At 71.4% G+C, this 21,705-nt stretch carries 23 protein-coding genes; 12 read left to right on the forward strand and 11 right to left on the reverse strand.

Annotated elements, in window-relative coordinates:
• Window positions 1–88 precede the first annotated feature (88 nt).
• Window positions 89–892, reverse strand: coding sequence for a pentapeptide repeat-containing protein (locus AB0I28_RS11090; RefSeq protein ID WP_357492007.1), 804 nt, complete (start codon window positions 890–892; stop codon window positions 89–91).
• Between the two features lie 81 nt (window positions 893–973).
• Window positions 974–1,768, reverse strand: a complete 795-nt coding sequence (locus AB0I28_RS11095) for an SDR family NAD(P)-dependent oxidoreductase (protein ID WP_357492008.1) — start codon at window positions 1,766–1,768, stop codon at window positions 974–976.
• An 88-nt stretch (window positions 1,769–1,856) separates the two neighbouring features.
• Between AB0I28_RS11095 and AB0I28_RS11100 the strand changes: the two genes are divergently transcribed.
• Window positions 1,857–2,423, forward strand: a complete 567-nt coding sequence (locus AB0I28_RS11100) for a helix-turn-helix domain-containing protein (protein ID WP_357492010.1) — start codon at window positions 1,857–1,859, stop codon at window positions 2,421–2,423.
• A gap of 436 nt (window positions 2,424–2,859) precedes the next feature.
• Here the strand turns inward: AB0I28_RS11100 and AB0I28_RS11105 are convergent, their stop codons facing one another.
• The 3 genes from AB0I28_RS11105 to AB0I28_RS11115 all read right to left on the reverse strand — a co-directional run bounded on the left by AB0I28_RS11105 (window position 2,860) and on the right by AB0I28_RS11115 (window position 7,035).
• On the reverse strand, window positions 2,860–3,516 hold the full coding sequence (locus AB0I28_RS11105) for a response regulator transcription factor (protein WP_357493255.1): 657 nt from the start codon (window positions 3,514–3,516) through the stop codon (window positions 2,860–2,862).
• 32 nt (window positions 3,517–3,548) lie between these two features.
• On the reverse strand, window positions 3,549–5,126 hold the full coding sequence (locus AB0I28_RS11110) for a GAF domain-containing sensor histidine kinase (protein ID WP_357493257.1): 1,578 nt from the start codon (window positions 5,124–5,126) through the stop codon (window positions 3,549–3,551).
• Between the two features lie 115 nt (window positions 5,127–5,241).
• The gene (locus tag AB0I28_RS11115) at window positions 5,242–7,035 is read right to left on the reverse strand and encodes an AMP-dependent synthetase/ligase (protein ID WP_357492012.1); all 1,794 of its coding nucleotides are present in this window, start codon (window positions 7,033–7,035) and stop codon (window positions 5,242–5,244) included.
• Between the two features lie 94 nt (window positions 7,036–7,129).
• On the opposite strand from AB0I28_RS11115, the gene AB0I28_RS11120 reads away from it, so the two are divergent.
• The 4 genes from AB0I28_RS11120 to AB0I28_RS11135 all read left to right on the forward strand — a co-directional run bounded on the left by AB0I28_RS11120 (window position 7,130) and on the right by AB0I28_RS11135 (window position 9,646).
• Window positions 7,130–7,489 carry a hypothetical protein gene (locus AB0I28_RS11120; RefSeq protein ID WP_357492014.1) on the forward strand — a complete coding sequence of 120 codons (360 nt, stop codon included), beginning with the start codon at window positions 7,130–7,132 and terminating at the stop codon, window positions 7,487–7,489.
• 66 nt (window positions 7,490–7,555) lie between these two features.
• Window positions 7,556–8,002, forward strand: a complete 447-nt coding sequence (locus tag AB0I28_RS11125) for an SRPBCC family protein (RefSeq protein WP_357492016.1) — start codon at window positions 7,556–7,558, stop codon at window positions 8,000–8,002.
• A 3-nt stretch (window positions 8,003–8,005) separates the two neighbouring features.
• On the forward strand, window positions 8,006–8,950 hold the full coding sequence (locus AB0I28_RS11130) for an ROK family glucokinase (RefSeq protein ID WP_357492018.1): 945 nt from the start codon (window positions 8,006–8,008) through the stop codon (window positions 8,948–8,950).
• A gap of 78 nt (window positions 8,951–9,028) precedes the next feature.
• Window positions 9,029–9,646, forward strand: a complete 618-nt coding sequence (locus tag AB0I28_RS11135; RefSeq protein ID WP_357492020.1) for a hypothetical protein — start codon at window positions 9,029–9,031, stop codon at window positions 9,644–9,646.
• Between the two features lie 116 nt (window positions 9,647–9,762).
• Here the strand turns inward: AB0I28_RS11135 and AB0I28_RS11140 are convergent, their stop codons facing one another.
• Window positions 9,763–10,446, reverse strand: coding sequence for an iron dependent repressor, metal binding and dimerization domain protein (locus AB0I28_RS11140; RefSeq protein WP_357492021.1), 684 nt, complete (start codon window positions 10,444–10,446; stop codon window positions 9,763–9,765).
• A gap of 771 nt (window positions 10,447–11,217) precedes the next feature.
• Here AB0I28_RS11140 and AB0I28_RS11145 point away from each other — a divergent pair.
• Window positions 11,218–12,516, forward strand: a complete 1,299-nt coding sequence (locus AB0I28_RS11145; protein ID WP_357492023.1) for a S8 family serine peptidase — start codon at window positions 11,218–11,220, stop codon at window positions 12,514–12,516.
• Window positions 12,517–12,551: 35 nt separating this feature from the next.
• Here the strand turns inward: AB0I28_RS11145 and AB0I28_RS11150 are convergent, their stop codons facing one another.
• Window positions 12,552–13,484, reverse strand: coding sequence for a carbohydrate kinase (locus tag AB0I28_RS11150; RefSeq protein WP_357492025.1), 933 nt, complete (start codon window positions 13,482–13,484; stop codon window positions 12,552–12,554).
• 65 nt (window positions 13,485–13,549) lie between these two features.
• Window positions 13,550–14,731, reverse strand: coding sequence for an MFS transporter (locus AB0I28_RS11155; RefSeq protein WP_357492027.1), 1,182 nt, complete (start codon window positions 14,729–14,731; stop codon window positions 13,550–13,552).
• A 74-nt stretch (window positions 14,732–14,805) separates the two neighbouring features.
• Here AB0I28_RS11155 and AB0I28_RS11160 point away from each other — a divergent pair, with 74 nt between their 5' ends.
• Complete coding sequence (locus AB0I28_RS11160) at window positions 14,806–15,357, forward strand: CGNR zinc finger domain-containing protein (protein WP_357492029.1); 552 nt, start codon at window positions 14,806–14,808, stop codon at window positions 15,355–15,357.
• A gap of 55 nt (window positions 15,358–15,412) precedes the next feature.
• On the opposite strand, the gene AB0I28_RS11165 is transcribed toward AB0I28_RS11160, so the two are convergent.
• Window positions 15,413–16,876 (reverse strand): glycosyl hydrolase family 18 protein, encoded by a 1,464-nt coding sequence (locus AB0I28_RS11165; protein ID WP_357492031.1) that lies wholly within the window; start codon window positions 16,874–16,876, stop codon window positions 15,413–15,415.
• A gap of 131 nt (window positions 16,877–17,007) precedes the next feature.
• Here AB0I28_RS11165 and AB0I28_RS11170 point away from each other — a divergent pair, with 131 nt between their 5' ends.
• From AB0I28_RS11170 to AB0I28_RS11180, 3 genes are read left to right on the forward strand one after another with little or no spacing between them, the layout of a single operon-like run.
• Window positions 17,008–17,610 carry a TetR/AcrR family transcriptional regulator gene (locus AB0I28_RS11170; protein ID WP_357492033.1) on the forward strand — a complete coding sequence of 201 codons (603 nt, stop codon included), beginning with the start codon at window positions 17,008–17,010 and terminating at the stop codon, window positions 17,608–17,610.
• Window positions 17,607–17,981, forward strand: a complete 375-nt coding sequence (locus AB0I28_RS11175; RefSeq protein ID WP_357492035.1) for a VOC family protein — start codon at window positions 17,607–17,609, stop codon at window positions 17,979–17,981. The genes AB0I28_RS11170 and AB0I28_RS11175 overlap by 4 nt, the downstream gene beginning before the upstream one ends.
• Window positions 17,982–18,013: 32 nt before the next feature.
• Window positions 18,014–18,169 (forward strand): hypothetical protein, encoded by a 156-nt coding sequence (locus tag AB0I28_RS11180; protein ID WP_357492037.1) that lies wholly within the window; start codon window positions 18,014–18,016, stop codon window positions 18,167–18,169.
• Between the two features lie 83 nt (window positions 18,170–18,252).
• On the opposite strand, the gene sigB is transcribed toward AB0I28_RS11180, so the two are convergent.
• A complete protein-coding gene (gene sigB / locus AB0I28_RS11185) occupies window positions 18,253–19,233 on the reverse strand; it encodes an RNA polymerase sigma factor SigB (protein ID WP_357492039.1) in 981 nt (326 codons plus the stop codon).
• Between the two features lie 219 nt (window positions 19,234–19,452).
• On the opposite strand from sigB, the gene AB0I28_RS11190 reads away from it, so the two are divergent.
• Together AB0I28_RS11190 and AB0I28_RS11195 are read left to right on the forward strand one after the other, a co-directional pair.
• On the forward strand, window positions 19,453–19,827 hold the full coding sequence (locus tag AB0I28_RS11190) for a BlaI/MecI/CopY family transcriptional regulator (RefSeq protein WP_357492041.1): 375 nt from the start codon (window positions 19,453–19,455) through the stop codon (window positions 19,825–19,827).
• A gap of 25 nt (window positions 19,828–19,852) precedes the next feature.
• Window positions 19,853–20,773, forward strand: coding sequence for a M56 family metallopeptidase (locus AB0I28_RS11195; protein ID WP_357492043.1), 921 nt, complete (start codon window positions 19,853–19,855; stop codon window positions 20,771–20,773).
• A gap of 61 nt (window positions 20,774–20,834) precedes the next feature.
• Here AB0I28_RS11195 and AB0I28_RS11200 read toward each other — a convergent pair whose 3' ends face one another.
• Entirely contained in the window at window positions 20,835–21,671 is an 837-nt protein-coding gene (locus AB0I28_RS11200) for a MetQ/NlpA family ABC transporter substrate-binding protein (RefSeq protein WP_357492045.1), read from the reverse strand.
• Window positions 21,672–21,705: the final 34 nt, after the last annotated feature.

Consider the following 21,705-nt stretch of genomic DNA (forward strand, 5'->3'; position numbering starts at 1 on the left):
AGCAGAACCGACAGCACATCCCACTCGGCATCCGACAACTCATACCGACGAATCACCACACCATCATCCACCACTTTGACGACACGCCCTAGGGCGTGTGGGACGGCCAGTGCGCGGGCCGCTCACGGCCTTTCGGCAGGCGGGTCGCGCGGTCGCCGCGGGCGGCGTCGAGCTGCGCCTGTGTGCAGAACAGCGCGCCCGACAGGTCGGCCCCGGCCAGTTCGGCGCCCCGCAGATCCGCGCCGGTGAGATCGGCGCCGCGCAGGTCGGCACCGCGCAGGTCGGCGCCGATCAGCAGGGCGCCGCGCAGGCTCGCGTCGCGGAAGCGCGCCTTGCGCAGGGACGCACCGGCCAGGTCGGCACCGCGGCAGTCGCGTCCCTTTCCGCGTGAGAGTTCGCTGGCCCGCTGGAGCAGCGGGTTCACCGTCGCGCGCTGTTCCATGACGTCGACGGTCGCGAGTTTCTCCGGTGAACCCTCGGTGAGGCGCCGCAGTTCGTCGCGGGCGCGGGCGAGTTCGCGGTGGACGGGCCGGGCGGCGGGCAGTTCGAGGGCCTCGGTGAGGTACCAGAGGAGTTCGCGCAGGCCCCGCACGATGGGGAAGACGGTGAACATCGACCGTGCCCTGGCGGGGTCGTCCCGCCAGCCCTGTCCGCCGAAGGTGACCTGGGAGACCTGCTGGCCCGCGCCGAAGCAGTCGAAGACCGTACAGCCCGGGAAGCCTCGTTGGCGCAGTTCGGAGTGGATGCCGCAGCGGTGGTCGGGGAGGAGGTTGAGGCAGGGTTTCCCGGCGGGTTTGTCGATGGCGAAGTCGCTGGAGGCGGCGAAGGCCGGCGCGACGCAGCACAGCGCGAAGCAGCGCGAGCAGTCGGCGCGCAGGTCCGGGTCGGCCATCTCTCTCCCGTCGGGTGGATCGGGGCACCACTTTACGTCCGGTGACCGGCGGGGCATGGGCGGTGCCCCGCCGGCGTGGCCTCAGCCATGAGGCTCGGTCAGGCTCCGGGTCCGCGTCCACAGCCACTCCGCCTCGGCGACGTCCTCGGCGCTCGCGCCCAGTTCGACCCGGCGGTCGCGGTCGAAGGCGCTGTGGGGTTCGGCGGGCGGGTCGGCCAGGAGCGCCGCGGCCCTCGCTGCCGCCTTGGCGGGCGGGGTGCCGAGCAGGGCCGCCATGACGGTGACGCCCAGCCGCGCGAACCGGCCGAGCGAGCCGGCGTGGCTGCTGCGCACGAAACCGGGACTGTAGAGGATGTGCCGCGTGCCGCCCGGCCCTTGGGCGAGGTGGAGGCCGAGGAGTTCGTTGGCGCGGCGGCTGAGCTGGTTGGCGGTCTTGAAGGCGAAGCCCTCGCGGAGCTGGAGGTCGTCGTGCGGGATGGCGTCGCGGGCGGCGCCGGGGACGGACGTGTTGAGCACGAGGCCCGGCCGCAGCCCGGTCACCAGCAGCGCGCGGCTGAGGTAGTAGAGGGCGAAGGTGTGCTCGAAGCCCTCGGCGGTCTCGACGCGGTCCCAGCGCGCGTAGGCGGCGCACAGGATGAGGACGTCGACGGCGCCCACGAGCCGGGTGACGGTCTCGACGACGCGCTTGTTCTCGGCGACCAGGGTCAGATCGGCGGCGACGAAGTGAGCGGTGCCGGCGACGGCGCCGGCGGCCAGGGCCTCGAACTTCGCGCGGCTGCGGCCGACGACGACGACGGTCTGTCCGGCGTCGAGGTAGTGGAGCGCCAGGGCGCGGCCGAGGCCGTCGGTGCCGCCGGTGATGACGATGGTGGCCATGAGGGGACTCCCGGAGAAGTAGCGGAACATGCGTTCCGGAACGCTAACATGTTCGGAACGCATGTTCCGCTTCGGTTAGGCTCGACACATGACCGCACCGCCCGAGCCCCGCCGCAAGGACGCCCGCCGCAACCGCGCCCAGATCCTCGGCACCGCGCGCGAAGTCCTCGCCGACCGGGGCCTCGCCGCCGACATGCGCGAGATCGCCGCCGCCTGCGGTGTCGGCGTCGGCACCGTTTACCGGCACTTCCCGACCCGCGACGCCCTCCTGGCCGCCGTGCTCGCCGACGACGCGGCCGCCTGGACGGCCGCCACCACCCCCGCGCTCGCCGACCCCGACGCCTGGCGCGGGCTGCGCGCCTTCGCCGAGGCGACTCTGGGCATGATGGCGCGCCACCGGGCCATGCTCGACGGTCTGTCGGCCGCCGAGACGCAGGCCGCGTTCGACGCCTGCCGCGAACACCTCGCCGGGGTCCTCGGCGAACTGGTCGGACGCGCTCAGGAGCAGGGCAGGCTGCGCGTGGACGTGTCGGCCCGCGACGTGGTCGTGCAGGTCATGGCGCTGGGGCGCGCGGTGGAGATGACCGAGGCGGATGAGCCGGGTGCATGGCGCCGCCACCTCACGGTCGTGCTCGACGGGCTGAGGGCCGCTTAGGCGGGCGCGTCCAGCGCGGGAGCGAGCATGGCGAAGCGTTCCAGGGAGCGGGCGTGCGGCGCGGTCTCCCGGATCAGCCCGACCACCGGCCGTGCGTGCGCTCTACAACATGCTGTCGCAGCTGATCGCGGCCACGGCACCCGGAGTGCGGGGGGAATTCAGCGGGCCCGGCGGCCCGGCCGAGCTGCGAGGTCGTCCGGCACGCGTGAAGCCGTCCGCGCCGGCGGCCGATGGGGAGAACGGGCGCCGGCTGTGGGAGTTGCCGCAGGACGCGACGGGAGCCATCGGCTGGGCGGCGAGGGCGGCCGGGGTCCGGGGCCATTGAGGCGCCGCAATGGGTGAGCGTTCACCCGTTCGGGGTCCGGTTCTAGCCGGTTCGCTTAACTCGCGAGGCGGGGGGCCGGACCCTCTCGGGCCCGCCCCCGCTCACGGGCGGCTAGAACTTCGGGGCGTCGGGTGCTTCGAGCAGCCCGAGCCGCAGTGCGGTCATGAGGGCCTGAGCGCGGTTTCCGGCGCCGAGCTTCTCGTAGAGCTTCGAGATGTGGGTCTTCGCCGTCGACTCCGAGACGTAGAGCTGCTTGGCGATCCCCGCCACGCTCATGCCGTCGGCGAGCAGCTTCAGTACCTGCGACTCGCGCGGGGACAGCTGCGGGCCGGTGGGCGTGAGCCGGCGCTTCATCGCCTCGGCGAGGTCGCCGGCGGTGAACGCGTTGGGCGTGGCGGCGGCGTGGCGGGCGGCGGAGACGACGTCGTCGGCGGGCGCGCTCTTGGGCACGAACGCGCTGGCACCGGCCTCAAGGGCACCGAAGAGCTGGTCGTCACCGGCGTACATGGTCAGCACCACGATGCCCATCGACGGGTGTGCCTTGCGCAGTTTGCGGGTGGCCTCCAGGCCGCTGCCGTCGGGCAGACGGAGGTCCATGATCACCACGCTGGGCTGGAGCGCGGCGGCCTTGCGCAGCCCCTCGGCGACACTGGCCGCCTCACCGGTCACCTCGAACTGCGGGTCGCGCTCGAACGCGTGCCGCAGACCCTTGCGGATGAGGTCGTGGTCGTCGACGAGCAGGATCGTCATACGGTTGCCGGTCGGCATGGGGTTCGTCGCTGAGGTCATGGTCGATTCTCTCAATTCTCTTCTACCGTGTGTACGCTACCGCGTGCAGTGGGCGCGGCGAGGATGACGGCGACCGTCGTGCCGTGCGGCTCACGTGGACGGATCTCCAGTGACGCACGGATCCGCTCGGCGCGTTCGGACATGATCGTCAACCCGTATCGGCCGTCGGCGCCCGTTCCGGCGATCCCGCGCCCGTCGTCGCTGACTTCGACGCGCGCGTAGGGCGGGTCGACCTCACAGGTGACCCAGAGGTTGTCGGCACGTGCGTGCTTGCGGGCGTTGGTGATCGACTCCTGGGCGATGCGCAGCAGTTCGGCCTCGGTGGCCGCGGGAAGCCGCGCGGTGGACTCGTCGAGGGACAGGTGCACGCGCAGACCGGCCGACGCGCCGACCGTGCGCGCGTAGTCGGCGATCGCGGCGGTCAGGCCGCCGTGCCGGTCGACCTCGCTGCGCAGTTCGAACAGCGACAGCCGCAGCTCGGTGATGAGCCGCGTGACCTCCGTGCGCAGATCCTTGAGCTCCCCGGCCGCCTCGCCCGCGTGCGGTGGGAGCAGACCGAGGGCGTTGTCGATGCCGTAGCCGACCATGGCCAGCTCCTGCGCGACGCCGTCGTGGATCTCGCGCGCCAGCCGCTGCCGCTCCTCGGTGGTCGCCAGCGACCTGACCTCGTCGAACAGCAGCGCCGTCTCCAGCCGCAACGCGCCACCGGCGGCCGCGTCGGCCACCTCGCCGACCATCGCGGGGGTGTAGGCGCCGGGCTGGTCGGTCTCGCAGACCACCAAACCGACCGTGCGGACACCGGCGACCAGCGGCACGACGAGCACCGACACCGCGCCCACCGAGGACCGCGACCGCGACAGTGAACGCGCCGAGGTCTGCGGCTGCTGGCTCGCCCACGCGTCGGCGAGCGTCCCGTCGGTATTGAGCGAGGTCTCCCAGTCGACCCGGTCGGGCGCGTTCTGCGCCAGGATGACCAGCCGGTCGCCGCCGCCCCCGGTGAGGACGGCCGACCGCTCGGCCGGGACGTTGGCACGCACCTCGTCGAGCAGGTGCGTGGCGATCCCGCCCGGGTCGAGCGTGCCGCCCGGAAGCTGCCGCGCGACCGCCCGCAACTGCGTGAGCAGCGCGGTGGCCTCCTCGTACGGCTGCGGATTGGTCGAGGTGCTCGCCTGGAGCGCCCGGCGCAGCCAGCTCGCGGCGGCCGCGAACAGCGCCGCCAGCACCAGCCACTCCAGCGCGCTGACCCAGAACCTCTCACCGCCGCCCGGCGCCAGCACCGCCAGGCCCGCGGCGGTCAGCAGGAGCAGGGCGAGAGACTCGCCCAGGCCGTCCTTGATGCGGCGGCCGCCGAACAGCGCGGCCCCGCCGAACGGCACGGTCAGGAACGGCAGCAGCCATCCCGCGTGGTCGCTCGAAGCGGTCCCGAGGACCACGACGGCGACCTCCGCGACCCGCCCGAGCCGCCCGATCACCGGGTGGGCCGGCGCGAGCGTGCCCGGCACGTTCGCCGCGGCCAGCAGCGCACACCAGGTCAGAGTGTGCCACCAGCCGGTCTCGGCGAGACCGAGACCGGCGACGACCAGGAACATCGACAGCCGCAGCAGGAGCGTGGGCACCCGCCAGCGCTCCCTCGGAGTCGGCCACGCGCGATCGTTCATATGGCCAGTTCCATAGGTGACGGTGCCCCCGTTTCGGCGACGGCGGCTACCTGCCGCCGTAGATGACGTCGATCTCCCCCGCGTACTTCTCCAGCACTACGTTACGTTTCACGCTCTGCTTGGGAGTGACCTCCCCGGTGGCTTCGGTCAGATCGGCCGGAAGAATGCGGTAGGCCTTGATGCCCTCGGCCTTCGAGACGGTCGCGTTGGCCGCGTCGATGGCCTCCTGGATCTCGGCCTTGAGCTCCGGATCGTCGCGCAGTTCGGTGACGGGCGTCCCGGCGGGCTTGTCGTTGCGCTCCAGCCAGCCCGGCAGCGCCTCGCTGTCGATGGCGACCAGGCAGGCGATGAAGGGCTTGGCGTCGCCGATCACCAGCGCCTGGCTGACCAGCGGGTGCGCCCGGATGACGTCCTCAAGGGGAGCCGGGGCGACGTTCTTGCCGCCGGCGGTCACCAGGATCTCCTTCTTGCGGCCGGTGATGCGCAGGAAGCCGTCCTCGTCGATGCTGGCGAGGTCCCCGGTGTGCAGCCACCCGTCGATGACGGTCTCGTCGGTGGCCTCCTGGTTGCGCCAGTAGCCCTTGAAGACCTGGTCGCCCTTGATCAGCAGCTCCCCGTCCTCGCCGAGGCGGGCGGTGGTGTTCGGGACCGGGCGTCCCACCGTGCCTACCTTGTTGGCGGTGTCGAGGTTGAGCGAGATGACCGGCGAGGTCTCGGTCAGGCCGTAGCCCTCGTAGATCGTCACGCCGACGCCCCGGAAGAAGTGCCCCAGGCGCTCGCCGAGGGGGGCGCCACCGGAGATGGCGCGGTCGCAGCGCCCGCCGAGGGCGGCGCGGAGCTTGCCGTAGACGAGCTTGTCGAACAGCTTGTGGCGCAGGCGCAGCCCGAGCCCGACACGGCCGGAGTCGAGGGCCTCGCTGTACTCGATGGCGGTCGCGGCGGCCTTGTCGAAGATCTTGCCCTTGCCGCCGTCGGCGGCCTTCTGGCGGGCGCCGTTGAAGACCTTCTCGAACACGCGCGGGACAGCCAGCAGGAAGGTCGGCTGGAAGGTCGGCAGGACCGTGGCGATCTTCTTGGCGTCGGCGAAGTGGCCGAGCCGGACGCGGGCCTCGACGGCGCCGAGCTGCACGATCCGGGCGAAGGAGTGCGCCAAGGGCAGGAACAGGATCGTGGTGGCGTTCTCGTGGAACAGCGAGCCGACGCCGGTGATGGTGTTGGAGATGTCGCTGTACATGTTGCGGTGGGTCAGCATGCAGCCCTTGGGCCGGCCGGTGGTGCCCGAGGTGTAGATGATCGTGGCGAGGTCGTCGGCCTTGGCCGAGCGGCGCAGCTCGTTGATGTCGGCCGCGGCGGTGCCGCCGGCGGTCCGCAGGTCGTCGAGGCCGCCGGACTCGATCGTCCAGATCTGCTTGAGCTCGGGCAGGTCGGCGCGCACGGAGGCGATCGTCTCGGCGTGGGCGTCCTTCTCGGCGAAGATCGCCACCGACTCCGAGTTCGACACGATCCAGCGGACCTGGTCGGCGCTGGAGGTCTCGTAGACCGGGACGCTGACGGCGCCGACGGCCCAGATCGCGTAGTCGATGAGCGTCCACTCGTACCGGGTGGCCGACATGAGGGCGATGCGGTCGCCGGGCTGAATGCCCGCGGCGACCAGCCCGAGGGCGATCTCGACGACTTCGTCCCGGAAACGCGTGCTCGTCACGTCGCTCCACGTGCCGTCCGCCTCGGGCTTGGCGAACAGGACCGACTCGGGATAGTCCTCGGCGTTGGTCCACAGCGGATCGGTCAGATTGGCGTCGTCAGGGACCGTCACGGCTCGCGGCACTGAAAACTCGCGCACGGTTGTCTCCAAAATTTCCGGGGCGTTCCGGGGTGATTAATAAACGCTACCGCCTGGTAGGCGCAGGTTGGAAGACCCGGGGGACAATACGACCGTGCCCGTACTCGATCTGATCGACGACACGTACATGGCGTGTAGTCCCGAAACACTCGCCCCACTGGTTTCCCGACCGGGTCTGGCCGCCGAATTGTGGCCGGAATGGCGCGTTTCCGTTACCGAGGAACGCGGTGTCGAAGGAGTCAGATGGGAAGTCGGCGGCCCGGTCGTGGGGAGCACCGAGGTCTGGATTGAACGGTACCGCGATCGGGGGTCGCTGGTCCACGTATACGTCCGGGTGGATCCGGTGGGAAGGCCCTGGTCGGCCCGTGCGGCCGAGCGTCACCGGGAGCGCACGCGCCGCCGGGTGAAAGCGGTGATGTGGGAGTTGAAAGACCGTGTCGAGCGTGACTCCTGAGCCCGGCGGGCCGAGTGTGCGGTGCTGCACCGATCGCGCCTGGAGGGTCGAGTAACCTTCGTGCACATGACGGACTCGTCGACACAGTCAATAGGTGTGTCAGCCTCCCCGGGGCAAGTCGCGGCGGTGATCCTCGACTTCGCGGCCTACCCCGAGTGGGCGGCTTCGATCAAGTCGTCGGAGGTTCGCGAAACCGACGATCAGGACAGGCCGGCACTGGTCGGATTCGTCCTCGACGCGGGAGTGCTCAAAGACGAGTACGAGTTGCGTTACGACTACACCGAGGATCTCGGCCGGATCAGCTGGACCCTCGCCGCGCCCTCGGCGCTGCAGAAGTCCCAGCAGGGCTCCTACGAGATCACCGGGAACGCCGACGGCACCTCGACGGTCACGTACACGCTCGCGATAGACCTGAGCATGCCCATGCTGGGCATGTTCCGCCGCAAGGCCGAGAAAATGATCATGGATACCGCGCTGAAGGAACTCAAGCGCCGCGTCGAGTCGAGGGGATAGCCGATGTCACTGGCGATCGGAGTGGACATCGGGGGCACCAAGGTGCTCGGAGCCGTCGTCGACGACGAGGGCAAGGTCCTTGGTGAGGCCAGGCGGGACACCCCCGCCGACGACGTCTCCGGGGTGCACGACAGCATCATCGAGGTCATCCGCGAGCTGAGCGACACCCACGACGTCACGTCGGTCGGGATCGGCGCCGCCGGCTGGATCGACGCCGAACGGGCCACCGTCCTGTTCGCGCCCAACCTCGCGTGGCGCAACGAGCCCCTCCGCGACAAGATCGCCGCCGACGTCGACGTCCCCGTCGTCGTCGAGAACGACGCCAACGTCGCCGCCTGGGCGGAGTTCCGCTACGGCGCGGCCCGCGAGGCCGACTCGGCGCTGTTGTTCACCGTCGGCACCGGCATCGGCGGCGGAGCCGTCATCGACGGCCGCCTGCTGCGCGGGGCGCACGGCGTGGCCGCCGAGTTCGGCCACATGCTCGCCGTGCCCGGCGGGCACATCTGCGGCTGCGGCCGCTACGGCTGCATCGAGCAGTACGCCAGCGGCAGCGCCCTGGTGCGCTTCGCGCGTGAGCACGCCACGCACGACCCGGCCAAGGCCGCCGCCCTGCTCGAACTCGCCGGCGGCGACGTCGCCGCGATCGACGGTCCGATGGTGACCGCGGCCGCCCAGAACGGCGACCGGGCCGCCTGTGAGGCCTTCGCCCGCATCGGCGCCTACCTCGGTGAGGGACTGGCCGACATGGCGCAGGTCTTCGACCCGGAGGTGCTGATCATCGGCGGCGGCGTCATCGAGGCCGGGGAACTGCTCCTCGACCCGGCGCGCGCGGCCTACGGCAAGGCGCTGGCCGCCCGTTCGCGGCTCCCGGTTGCCGAGGTGCGCGCCGCGCAGCTCGGCGTGCACGCGGGAGTCATCGGCGCCGCTGACCTGTCGCGGGTTCGCTGACGCACGCTAACGTGGTCCGCGCGGTCGAAACGCCGTTCCCCTGCCGCCGTGAAGGCGGGTCCCCCCGAGGAGAGAACCGTGTCCCGTAAGCGCCTGCGCCGGCTTGCCGGCGTGTCCACGCTGCTGCTCGTCCTCGGCGCGGCGGCCGCCTGCGGCGGTGAAGGGGGCGGACAGCCGAGTTCGGCGGGCTCCTCCTCGGCGCCGGGGGCAGAGTCCTTCGCCGACCCCTCGGGCGAGCCCGAGGAGGAGAAGGACTCCGACGACGAGGCGACTGGTGCCTGTGAGTACCTCGACCCCGCGAAGGTCGCCGAGGCGATCGGGGTGGAGTTCCCGGTCGTGCAGCCCGCCGAGGGCAAGAACGCCCAGGTCTGCGTGCTGCAGACCACCAAGGGCTCCTACCCCGACCTGACGCTGGCCACGGCCAAGACGAAGGCCGACCCGGAGAGCTTCAAGGCCACGATGATGCCCGACTCGGCCGAGGAGGTCGGCAAGCTGGGCAAGTCGGCCTACCAGGTCGTGCTCAAGGCCGCCAAGGGCGGCGGGCCGGTCGCCGAGATCGGCTGGCTCTCCGAGTCCGACCGGTTGTTCACGCTGCGGTACACCTCCGCGGAGGGCACCAAGAAGGACACCGTTTCCAAGGACCTCAAGCCGCTGGTGGCGCTGGCCAAGGAGATCGAGAAGAAGGCCAAGGGCTGACCCTCCCTGTACAAAGTCGACCGCGGTCCCCGGTTCTCACCGGGGACCGCGGTCGTCTCACAGAATCTCCGAGCCCACCGGGCGAGGCCGTCGCTGCGGGGCGTGCTCGGGTCCGCTCAGGCGGCGGGTGCGACGAAGACGCGCGTGGCGGCGTCGCGCGAGAGCCGGACCGACTCCCCGCTGTGGGTGATCAGTACGGTGCCCTCCTCCTGCTCGACCTGCACGGTGGCGCCCGGGTTGACCCCGGCCTCGTGCAGCTCGCGGAGAAGGATGGCGTCGGTCTGGACGCTCTCGCAGATGCGCGTGACGGTCACCGAGCCGGGCAGACCGGACGAGGCCAGGTGCTGCTCGCCCTCGGGGGCGACCTCGACGTCGATGGCGCCGAAGGCGTCCAAACCGGGGATCGGGTTGCCATAGGGGGAGCGGGTCGGGCGCTTGAGCAGCTCGAACACCTTCTCCTCGACGGCGTCGCTCATCACGTGCTCCCACCGGCAGGCCTCGTCGTGGGCCTCCTCGTAGGACATGCCGATCACGTCGACGAGCAGCAGCTCGGCGAGTCGGTGCTTGCGCATCACGGAGACGGCCTGCTTGCGGCCGAGCTCGGTGAGTTCGAGGTGGCGGTCGCCCTGGACGGTCAGGAGCCCGTCCCGCTGCATGCGGGCGACGGTCTGGCTCACCGTCGGGCCGCTCTGGTGCAGCCGCTCGGCGATCCGGGCGCGCAGCGGGGTGACCCCCTCCTCCTCCAGTTCGAGGATCGTGCGCAGGTACATCTCAGTGGTGTCGACCAGGTCGGTAGTCATCTGTTGCGGCCTCTTCTCCCGTTGCGACGTCGCCACCTGCGCACTCGCCGGTCGCCGTGTCGGACGGGCGTTCGATGTTCGGGCTCTTATCTGGAGTGGGTCCAGTCTAGCCAGCGCTGACGGGACGATCGTGTTCCGCCGCTCACAGGTCTCCACCAGGGTCCCATGAGCCCCTTCGGCATCCGTGATCGAGGCTACCGGCCTGGTCTGACAATACCGGGGCCCGGTACGGCTCATCCCTCCCGGCGTCTCCGCAGCAGAAGGTACTGACCCTCCTCACCGGCGACCGCGTCCACATGACCGCGCCCGACAGCTTCACCTTCGAGCCCGCCCCCGGCCGCGAGAACGTCGGTCACCGCGCCACCACCGCCTGGAATGGCGACGAGCGCGACATCATGGTCGTGCCCACCGACGCCCCGCCGCTGCCGGCCGCCGGACGCCTCGACCCGCGCCTGTTCGACGTCTTCCGGCTCCTCCGCGAAGACCACACGGCCGACCTCCCGTTGATCGTGCGCACCTCCGGCGGAGCGCACCGGTCCTTCGGCGCGTCGGAATCACGCTCGCTTCCCGCCATCGACGCCGAGGCCGTGACCCTACCGCTGAGCAGGCCGGCGACATGTGGGCCGACATCACCGGACCCGACCCGCGCGCCCTCACCGGGGGAGTGGAGAAGGTCTGGCTCGACGCGGACTCGCACGTGTCCCTCGACCAGAGCGTCCCGCAGGTCGGGGCGCCGACGGCGCCTGCGCCGACAGCGACGTCATCGCGGGCATGCAGTGGGCCGCCGACAACGATGCCGCCGCGGTCAACCTCAGCCTCGGCGGCGACCCCACCGACGGCACCGACCCGCTCTCCCCCGCCGTCGAGGATCTGACCGCCGACACCCGTAATGACGGTCCGCACGTCAGCGCCGACGGCACCTCCATGGCCACCCCACACGTCACGGGCGCGGTCGCGATCCTCAAGCAGCGCCATCCCGACTGGACCGCCGCGCGCCTGACGTCGGCGCTCATGGGCGGCAGCGCCGGACTCGACGGGCTCGGCGCCTTCCAGATCGGCGCCGGCCGGCTCGACGTCGTGGTCACCGCCCACCCAGGCGGGAAACCCGACGGCGCCCATGGCGGCACGCTCGTCGCGGCCGCCGACGGCACGACCGTCCGCACGTCGCTGGGCATCTACGTGGAGCCCGAGATGTACGACCTCACCCTGAAGACCATCGGCCGCGACGGCGGAGAAGTCGCCGACTTCTACGCCGCCGTCTTCAACGTGGAGACCTGCGAGATCTACGAGATCGCACCCGGGACCGGCACGCTGCACATTCCGGCCGCCCGCTACGCGGTCTTCGGCGGAGTCGTCGAGACCGGCGGCACCCCCTCGCAGACCTCCTTCTCCGACGACGTCTACCTGACCGACGACACCACCGTCACCGGGGAGGCCGCCGAGGGCCGCCGCAACGGCGTCGACCTCGACCACGACGACGCGGTCCTCCACGCCGGCCTGTTCGACACCGCCGAGCGGGACTACTACACCGGCGACGGTGGTAGCGGGACGACGGTCGTCGCCGCCGACGGCGAGGAGATCCTCCGCTACGAGGAGGCGGTCTGCAGCGGGTACGGCGCGCCCCTGCCCGCGGGCTTCGACGGCACCGTCGCCGTCACCTGCGAAGCGCACCGGGACGTGGGCTGGTCGACGATCGGAACGGCGGCGAAGGCGGAGTGGACCTTCGCGTCCAAGCCGGGTGAAGACGCCCCGGCGGCCAACGCGGTGCGCCTGGACGCCTCGCTGGTGGTTGACGGCTACGCGCCCGCGAAGCTGCCGCAGGTCATCGGACTGGAGGTCTACCGCCAGGTCGGCGCGGCTCCGGCCAAGACCAAGTCGCTGACCTTCGAGGTCTCCTACGACGAGGGGAAGACCTGGAGGAAGGTGACCGTCCAGCGCAGCGGTGACCACGCCGTGGCGGTCCTGCGGCACCCGGCGGGGGCGACCTCGGTCTCCACCCGCCTGTCGGCCGTCGACGACACCGGGAGCACCGTCACGCAGACGATGATCCGCTCCTACGGCCTGAACTGAGGGAGACGGGTGTGCCGCGCACGCGGCACACCCCGTCAGGTCGCCAGCTCACGTGCCCAGGGCGGGTTCGCGCCTTCCGTGGCGCAGGTACGCGCCGAGACCAGCGCGGCGAAGTCGAGTGCCTCGCGCAGTTCGGTGGCGGTGAGCGCGTCGAGCCGCCCGCCCAGCCGCCCGAGCCGGCCGAGCGTGTGCAGCAGCCCGGCGGTGAAGGAGTCGCCCGCCCCGACGGTGTCGACCAAGTCCACCGGAACGGCCGGAACCTCCACGCGCTCCCCGCGAAGGGAGGCCGTGGCGCCCTCGCCCCCGCGCGTGACGACGACCAGCGCGACGCCCTGCTCGTGCCAGCGGTCGCAGACGTCGAGCGGGTCCTCACCCGGGTGGATGTAGGCCAGGTCCTCGTCGCTGACCTTGACGATGTCGGCCAGCGGCAGCCACAGCGGAAGCCGCTCGCGGTAGGTGGCCGCGTCGACGATGCCGGGCCGGGCGTTCGGGTCGACCGAGACGGTCGCGGAAGTGCGGGCCTCGGCCAGCGCGTCGCGGATCGCCCCGGCGCCCGGCGGGAGCGCCAGGGCGAGCGAACCGGTGTGAACCGCCTCGACCGGGACCTCCGCCAGCCGGGCGAGCTCCGCGGGTGTCCAGTGCCAATCGGCCGTGCCCTCGGCGTAGAAGTCGTAGTCCGCGCGGCCGTCGGCGTCGAGCGCGGCCACGGCGAGCGTCGCCTTCCGTTCGGTGTCCACCGACGCCGACAGGTCGACGCCGGACTCCGTCAGATGCCCCCGCAGCAGCCGCCCCAGTGGACCCGTCGACAAGCGGCCCAGGAAACGCGCGGAGGTGCCGAGGCGCGACAAGGCCACCGCGGTGTTCGCCGGACTGCCGCCGGGCGTGATGCGCAGATCGAGGCCGCCGGCGGCCTCGGCGGGAAGGAAGGCATCGGCGACGGCCTCACCGATCACCGCGATCACGGGCATGGGGACTCCAGCGTGGATTCTGTTCGTGGCGCGGTCCTCCGCCGGGCGGGGTCGCTCGCGGTGGGTCACGTTGTGGTGGGTCGGGTCGACGGTACTTTCGGCGAGGGCTTTCGCCTCAGGCGGGTCAGCGGGGATGCGGCCAGCACGATCACACCGATCCCGGCGAGCAGTGCCGGCGCGGGCAGGCCGCCCGCCAGGCCGACGAGGGCGGCACCCACCGAGGCCGCCGAGATCTTCAGCGCCGCCCCCAACGTGAAGACCTGCGCCCGGGTGCCCGGCGGTGCGTGCTCGGCCCGCAGATGAAGAGTCGCGCCGAGCAGTGGCCCGTCGCAGAAGCCGGCGACGGCGAATCCCACCAGGCTCAGCCAGTACACCGGCGCGAAGGCCGTGGCCGTGAGCACGGCGCCGGCGGCCAGCAGACACAGGCCGGCCAGGCGCAGCGGTGCCGGGGGCTTCGGCAGGCGGGTCAGGAGCATCGACCCGGCCAGCGCGCCGACCGCGAAGACCGTGAGCAGCGGACCGGCGCCGCTCGGGTCGCCGAGATGGGCGGCGAACAGCACGGTCGTCAGGGTCAGACCGCCGAGGCCGATGAAGGCCGCGGTGGTCGCGGCGGTGATCGCGCGCAGTTCGGGCACCGTCCACAGCGCGCGCAGCCCTGAGAGAAGAGCGGCCACCGTCGGCTGGGGCTCGGCCTCGACCCGGTAGGGGAGCGTCGTGACCAGCACGGCCGCGGCGAGGGCGCCTGCGGCCAGGACGGCGGTCGCCGGGCCCGGCGACCATAGGTGGGCGGCGCCGGCCGCGAGGGCCGGGCCGAGGATCGAGGCGGCGTTGTAGGTCGCGGCGTCCCACGCGTAGGCGCGGCGGGCCGCGGACCCCGCGATCCCGGCGACCAGACTGGACAGCCCGCCGGTGACCATCGGCCCGCACGAGCCGCCCGCGACCGCCACCGTCACCACGACCCAGGCCGGTGCCCGCCCGACGAGTCCGGCGAGGGCGACCAGGGAGGTGCCGAAACCGGTGAGCGCGGCCGCGTACAACCAGCGTGGGGATCGCACCCGCGCGGCGAGGGCGCCGGCGAGGGGGCCGGCGAGCAGGTGCGGCGCGGTGAAGGAGGCGAGGACGAGCGCGGCGAGCCCGGCGCTTCCGGTGCGCTCGACGGCGAGCAGGGCGATGGTGACGCCCACTCCGTCGTCGGCGAGGCGGGCGAGGAAGGCGGCGGCGAGGTAGCGGGGGAGGGCGGCGAACACCGGAACACTGTAACGTGTTGGAAGATAAAGACGTTACTATGTGCGTCCCGGCAGGTGAGGAGGACAATCGGCCCGTGAGCACCGGATTCCAGCCCGCGCGCCGTCTGGTCGACCTGGCCAACCTCGTCCACTCCCGGCCCGCCGCGACGCGCTGCGACTTCGTCGCCGTCCTCGCCGAGCACGGCGAGCGCTCCGCCGACCTCGTCGACAGCGCCCTCACCGACGGCGACCTCGACGAGCTGCGGGCCGCCGTCGTCCGGCTCACCGGCCTGCTCGCCGAGTCCGACGTGGACGAAGCGGCGAGGGTCGTCAACGAGGTGCTGGCCGGCAGCGGTGCCCGGCCGCGCCTGTCCCGCCACGACGGGCATCCCTGGCATCTGCACGTCGACGGCGAGGACGCCGGTTGGGGCGACTGGCTGCTGGCCTCCTCGGCGCTGTCGCTGGCGCAGCTGCTCAGCGAACGAGGGCGCCCCGCGTGGGGCCGCTGCCCGATGGACGGCTGCGCGGCCCCCTACTTCATCGACGACGGGCCGGGCTCGCCCCGTCGCTACTGCTCGACGACGTGCGCCAGCCGTGCCCGCGTCGCCGCGTACCGGCAGCGCAAGCGCGAGCAGGCGGCCGAGTAGCCCGCGCCATCGTTGTGAAGGCGCGGGCCACCGGTCAGGGCGGGGCGGTCCTGTGTCAGGGCAGGGCGTGCACGTGCGGGCCGACGGTGTTGGAGAAGGCCTCCCCGCCGTGCTTGTCCCAGTTGATCGACCAGGTCATCACGCCGCGCAGGCCCGGGTAGGTCCGCGGGGGCTTGAAGGAGCCGCAGTTCGTGCCGCGCGCGAGGCAGTCGACGGCCTGGTTGACGACCGAGGGGCCGACGTATCCGCCGCCGGCGGCCGAGGACGTCGCCGGGACGCCGAGGGCGACCTGGTCGGGCCGCAGCCCGTTCTCCAGCTGGATGCAGGCCAGCGCGACGATGAAGTTCACCGTGCCCTGCGAGTACGCCTGGCTGTTGTCGCAGCCGAGCATGGTGCCGGAGTTGTAGAACTGCGTGTGGACGGTGGTCAGGATGTCCTTGATCGCCAGCGCCAGCCGGAAGTAGGAGCCGCCGGTCGACTGCATGTCGATCGTCTGCGGGGCCATCGTGATGATCAGGTTCGCGCCGACCTTCGCGCGGATCTGCCGCAGCGCGTTGCCCATCGCGTCGGGGTTGAGGCCGTTCTCCAGGTCGATGTCGACGCCGTCGAAGCCGAAGGACGTCATGATCGCGTGGATGTTGCTGGCGAAGGTGGTGGCCGCGCCGGAGTCGCCGACCGCGACGTTGCCGCGTTCCCCGCCGACGGAGATGAGCACCTTGACACCCCGGGCGCGCAGGGTGGCCACGTCGGACCTGAACTGCGCGTCGGTGTAGCCGCCGAGCGCCGAGGACAGGCCCGGGTCCACGGTGAAGGAGACGCCGCCGGGCTGGCCGGTCGCCTCGGCGAAGGCCACGATGACGACGTCGTAGTCGGTCGACACGTCCCGCAGGCGCAGGTTGGTCGAGCCGTTGACGAAGTTGTGCCAGTAGCCGGTGAGCGTGTGCTTCGGGAGGGTGCCGGTGGGCGGCGGGTCCGTGGGGCTCGGGCTGGGACTGGCCGTGGGGCTCGCCGTCGGGGTCGGGCCGGGGCCGCCGGGGCCGTCGAGGGCGATGTCGTCGGCGTAGAAGGTCGGCTGGCCGTACCAGCCGTGCACGTAGACCGTGACGCTCGACGTCGACGGGGTGAAGGTCAAGGTGAGGGCGGCGTACCCGGTGCCGGTGCCGGGAGTCCAGGTCGAGCCGCCGCCGTTGACGCCGATGTAGACATAGGAGCCCTTGACGTGGGCGGTGTAGGTGTACGCGGTGCCGGGGGTGACGGTCACCGTCTGCTCGCAGCGGGCGTTGGACGAGCCCGCGGGTGAGCCGGCGAGCGCGTAGCTGCCGGTGCGGGCCTGTCCGGAGGCGACGGCGGCGCCGGTGCCGCAGGCCCAGCCGCCGAGGGTGCCGCTCTCGAAGCCGCCGTTGGTCAAGACGTTGGCGGCCCCGGCCGGGAGCGTGGTGACCAGGACGGCCGTAACGGCGGTCACCACGACGGCGAGGGCGGCGATTAAGAGCCGGAATCGTTGCTTTCGGTGCTGCATGGCGAGCTCCTTCATGAGTCGTTGCGGATAATTGAACACTTTCTTGGCTGTTTCTCAAGAGTTTCCCGCCGATCAGTTTCGGTGGGTGCTCGCGGTTGCCGGAGTGAGTACTCACTCCGTACAGTCGGATCATGACCGAGACCCGAAAACGCGCGCCCGGGATGACCCCCGACCAGCGCCGCGACATGATCGTGCGGGCCGCCCTGCCACTCGTCGCCGAGCTGGGCGCGGCCGTGACCACCGGAAAGATCGCCCGCGCCGCAGGGATCGGGGAGGCCACCGTCTTCCGGGTCTTCGCCGACAAGGACGAACTCCTGCGCGCCTGCCTCACGCAGGCCTTCGACCCTGAGCACGTCCTCGCCGAGATCGCCGACATCCCCCTCGGCCAGCCCCTCGCCGACCGCCTCACCGAGGCCGCCGAGTCCATGCGCGCCTACATGGAACGCATGGGCGCCCTCATCGGCGCGATCGGAGCCACCCGCCGCCCTGCACCCGACGACGACCGCCCCCACCCCGGCGCCGACCGCGACGCGGCCATGGCCCGGACCGTCGAGGCGCTCGCCGGCCTGTTCGAACCCGAGCGCGACAGTCTGCGCCTCACTCCTGAGGAAGCGGCCGAACTGTTCCTGCGCCTGACCTTCACCCGCCCGGCGCCCGAGGGCGTCCACGCCCTCGACCTGCCCCGCACCATCGACGCCTTCCTCAACGGCGCCGTCGAGAGAGGATCGGCATGACCGTCACCCTCAACCACACGATCGTCCCCGCCGTCGACAACGAGCGCGCCGCCGACTTCTTCGCCGAGGTCATGGGCCTGCCTCGACTGCCCGCCGTTGGGATGAACGGCCACTTCGCGCCCGTGCGCGTCAACGAGCAGCTGACCCTCGACTACATGACCGTGGAGGAGCCGGAGGGGCACCACCTCGCCTTCGACGTCGACGAGGCCACCTTCGACGCGGTGCTGGCCCGGCTGCGCCGGATGGGCGTCGCCTACGGCAACAGCCCACGGGACCCCGCCAACGGCCGGGTCGACCACCCGTTCCGCTCGCGCGGACTGTTCTTCGTCGACGACGCCCGCAACCTCTACGAGGTGATGGCGCCGGAGTGAGAGGTGTCGCAGGCGTGACGCAGGATGGCGACATGCCCGTCACCTACCTTCGCGGCGACGCGACCTCCCCGCAGGCGAAAGGCCCGAAGCTCATCGCCCACATCTGCAACGACGCCGGCGGCTGGGGCAAGGGCTTCGTGCTCGCGGTCTCGAAGCGCTGGCCCGTCCACGTCTACGACCACGACTGACCCTCGCCCGGCACCTTGCCCAACGCCCGAGCCCACGACCAAGGGCCGCCCCTCACAGGGCGGCCCTTGGTCGTCTGAAGGCGTCAGCAGCCGACGTACTCCGACAGCCGCTCGGCGCGCGAGGGGTGACGCAGCTTCAGCAGCGTCGTCTTCTCGATCTGGCGGACCCGCTCACGGGACAGCCCGAAGTCGCGGCCGACCTCCTCGAGGGTGCGCTGGCGACCGTCGTCGATGCCGAAGCGCAGCTTGATCACGGCCTGCTCGCGCTCGGTGAGCGTGGTCAGGACCTCGGCGATCTCGTTGCGCAGCAGCGCGTACGAGACGTTGTCGGAGACCGGACGGGCCCGGTCGGAGCAGTCGAGCAGGTCCGACAGCGGAGTGTCGGAGTCGTCGCCGACCGTCTGGTCGAGCGAGAGCGGATCGCGGTCGTAGGACATCAGCTCCAGCACCCGGAAGGGCTCGACCTCGAGTTCGGCGGCGATCTCGAAGTAGCTCGGCTCACGGCCGATGCGCATCGTCAGCTCGCGCCGCACCCGCGCCATCTGGTTGACCTTGTCGAGAGTGTGGGCCGGGATGCGGATCGTGCGGGCCTGGTCGGCCATGGCGCGGGTGATGGCCTGTCGGATCCACCACGTCGCGTAGGTCGAGAACTTGAAGCCCTTGGTGTAGTCGAACTTCTCCACGGCGCGGATGAGACCCAGATTCCCCTCCTGAATCAGGTCCAGCAGCGCCATTCCCCGCCCGGTGTAGCGCTTGGCGACGCTCACCACGAGCCGAAGGTTCGCCTCAAGGAGGCGGTTCTTCGCCGCGCGCCCCTGCGCGGCGATGGTCTCGAGATCTTTACGCAGCTGCTCTTCGAGCACCGGGCTCTCCGGGTCGGTGAGCCGTACCTGCGCGAACAATCCGGCCTCGATGGCCTTGGCCAGCTCGACCTCTTCGACGGCGGTGAGCAGCTTGTGCTTGCCGATACCGTTGAGGTACGCACGGACCAGATCCGCGGAGGTTCCCCGTTCGGTTCGGTCAACCGTCGACGAGACTTCGTGTTCGGTAACCGGAAGTGCCACGTTTCTTCGCCTCCCCAAGTTCTCAGCACGCCTTTCGTGCCGGGCTTGGTCCCAGCTTGCCGAGTAGCGCGTGAAACCCCGGTGAGTCAAGCCTCGCCGTGGCACAAACACGGGAGACACAAGTCGGAGAAGTCGGGCAATTCGGTCGGTGCGGCGACCTTTCTACCAGCGGTAGAATCGTCCTGAGCCGTCCGCCACCCGCCGGAGAGACACCACAACATGGCCCGACTTGGAGAGCTGGAACGCGCCGTCATGGAGGTCCTGTGGACCGCCGGACGTCCCGTCACCGCACGTGAGGTAGTCGACGCGCTACCCGACCGCAGCCTCGCCGCCACCACCGTCCTGACCGTACTGTCCCGCCTTGAGCACAAAGGATTCGTCGCCCGTGATCGTAACGGGCGCGCGCACCACTACCGCCCCGTCGCCGGACGCGAGGAACACGTCGCCGCTCTCATGCGCGAAGCCCTCGACACCGCCTCCGACCGCGGAGCGGCGCTCGCCCGTTTCGCCGAGGAGGTGAGCCCGTCGGAGGCCGCCGCGCTCGCCGACGCCCTGACCGAGGCGGTGCGACGCCGAAGCGACGGCGAGCCGTGACCGCCCTACGCCCCGGCGGTGGGTCATGAGCGTCTCCGTCGCCGGATACTCCCTGGCCGTCCTCGCCGTCGCGCTCATCGGCCCCGTGCCCGCCCTGCTGGCCCGGGCCCGCTGGACGCACCGCGAGCCGCGAGCCGCGCTCGTCTGCTGGCAGGCCATCGGCCTGTCCGGCGGTCTCGCGTTGCTCGGATCGATCACCGCGATGGCCCTGGCACCGCTCGGCGGGGGCCTCCTCGCCGCGCTCGGCACCTGGGTGACCCGCCTGGCCGGAGGCGACCTCACCGGTGGCCTCGGCACCTGGCACCAGGTGCTGCTGGTCGCCACCTTCGTGGTCTACGCCCGGCTCGTGGGCGTGCTCGCCGCGACGGTGTACCGGACCTGGAACGACCGCCGCCGCCACCGCGACCTCGTCGACCTGGTCGCCGATCCGTGGCCGACCGGTCGCCCCGGTAACGGGCACGTGCTCCAGCACCCCGGCGCGGCCGCCTACTGCCTGCCGGGACGCGCTCCCCGGGTCGTGATCACCTCGGGTGCCCTCGACGCCCTCGACGACGCCGAACTGCGCGCCGTGCTGGCTCACGAGGACGCGCACCTGCGGGAGAGGCACGACCTGGTCGCGCTGCCCTTCGCCGCGTGGACCCGGGCCCTGCCCTGGTTCCCGGGCATCCGCCGCGCCCGCTCGGCGGTGGACTCGCTGCTGGAGATGGTCGCCGACGACACCGCCGTGCATCGCTGCGAACGCAACGCCCTGGCCTCGGCCCTGGCGCGCATCGCGACGATCGGCGGCGCGGCGACCCCCGACGGGGCCTTCGCCTCGACGGGTGGGACGACTCTCGCGCGCGTCCGGCGGCTGCTCGACCCGCCGGAGCGTTCAGGTGCACTGCGCGCTGTTTTGTACGGGACGGCGGCACTGCTGTTCGTGCTGCCGGCCTTGGTGCTGTTGTAGAGGTAGAGAACGCAAAAAGGGCCGTCCCCTCCGCTTGCGGAGGGGACGGCCCTTTTTCAGGCTAGAACGCGGGAATGACGGACCCCTGGTACTTGTCCTCGATGAACTTCTTCACCTCGGGCGAGGTCAGCAGGGTCGCGAGCTTCTGGATCCGCTCGTCGTTCTCCTGTCCGGTCTTGGTGACCAGCAGGTTGGCGTACGGGTTTCCTTCGGCCTTCTCGATCACCAGGGCGTCCTTGGCCGGGTTCAGGTCGGCCTGGAGTGCGTAGTTGCCGTTGATGATGGCGATGTCGACGTCCTCCAGCGAGCGGGGGAGCTGCTCGGCGGCGAGGGGCTGGAACTCGAGGTTCTTGGGGTTGCCGGTGACGTCCTTCTCGGTGGCGTTGGTGCCGACGCCGTCGGCGAGGGTGATGAGGCCGTTGTCGGCGAGCAGCTTCAGCGCGCGGCCGCCGTTGGTGGCGTCGTCGGGGAAGGCGACGGTGGCACCGTCGGGGAGCGCCGCGAGGTCGGTGACCTTCTGGGAGTAGGCGCCGAGGGGTTCGACGTGGACGGGTTTCACGCCGACGAGGCTGGTGCCGTTCTCCTTGTTGAACTCGTCGAGGTAGGGCTGGTGCTGGAAGTAGTTGGCGTTGATCTCGCCGGTGTCGACGGCGGTGTTGGGCAGGACGTAGTCGTCGAAGATCTGGACCTCGAGTTCGAGGCCGGCGCCCGAGGCGAGGGCGTCGCGGACGTATTCGAGGATCTCGGCGTGGGGTACGGCGCTGGCGCCGACGATCAGTTTGGCGTTGGGGTCGTCGCTGGCGGCGTCGTTGCCCGCGCCGCAGGCGGAGAGCAGACCGACGGACAGGACGGCGGTGGCGGTGATGGCGGCGGTGCTGAGCAGCCGGCGGCGGTTCATCGTGGTGCCTTTCGGTTTCGTGTGAGTGGGACGT

Origin of the sequence: Phytomonospora sp. NPDC050363 (genome assembly GCF_040655735.1) — a bacterium.
Lineage (GTDB): Bacteria > Actinomycetota > Actinomycetes > Mycobacteriales > Micromonosporaceae > Phytomonospora.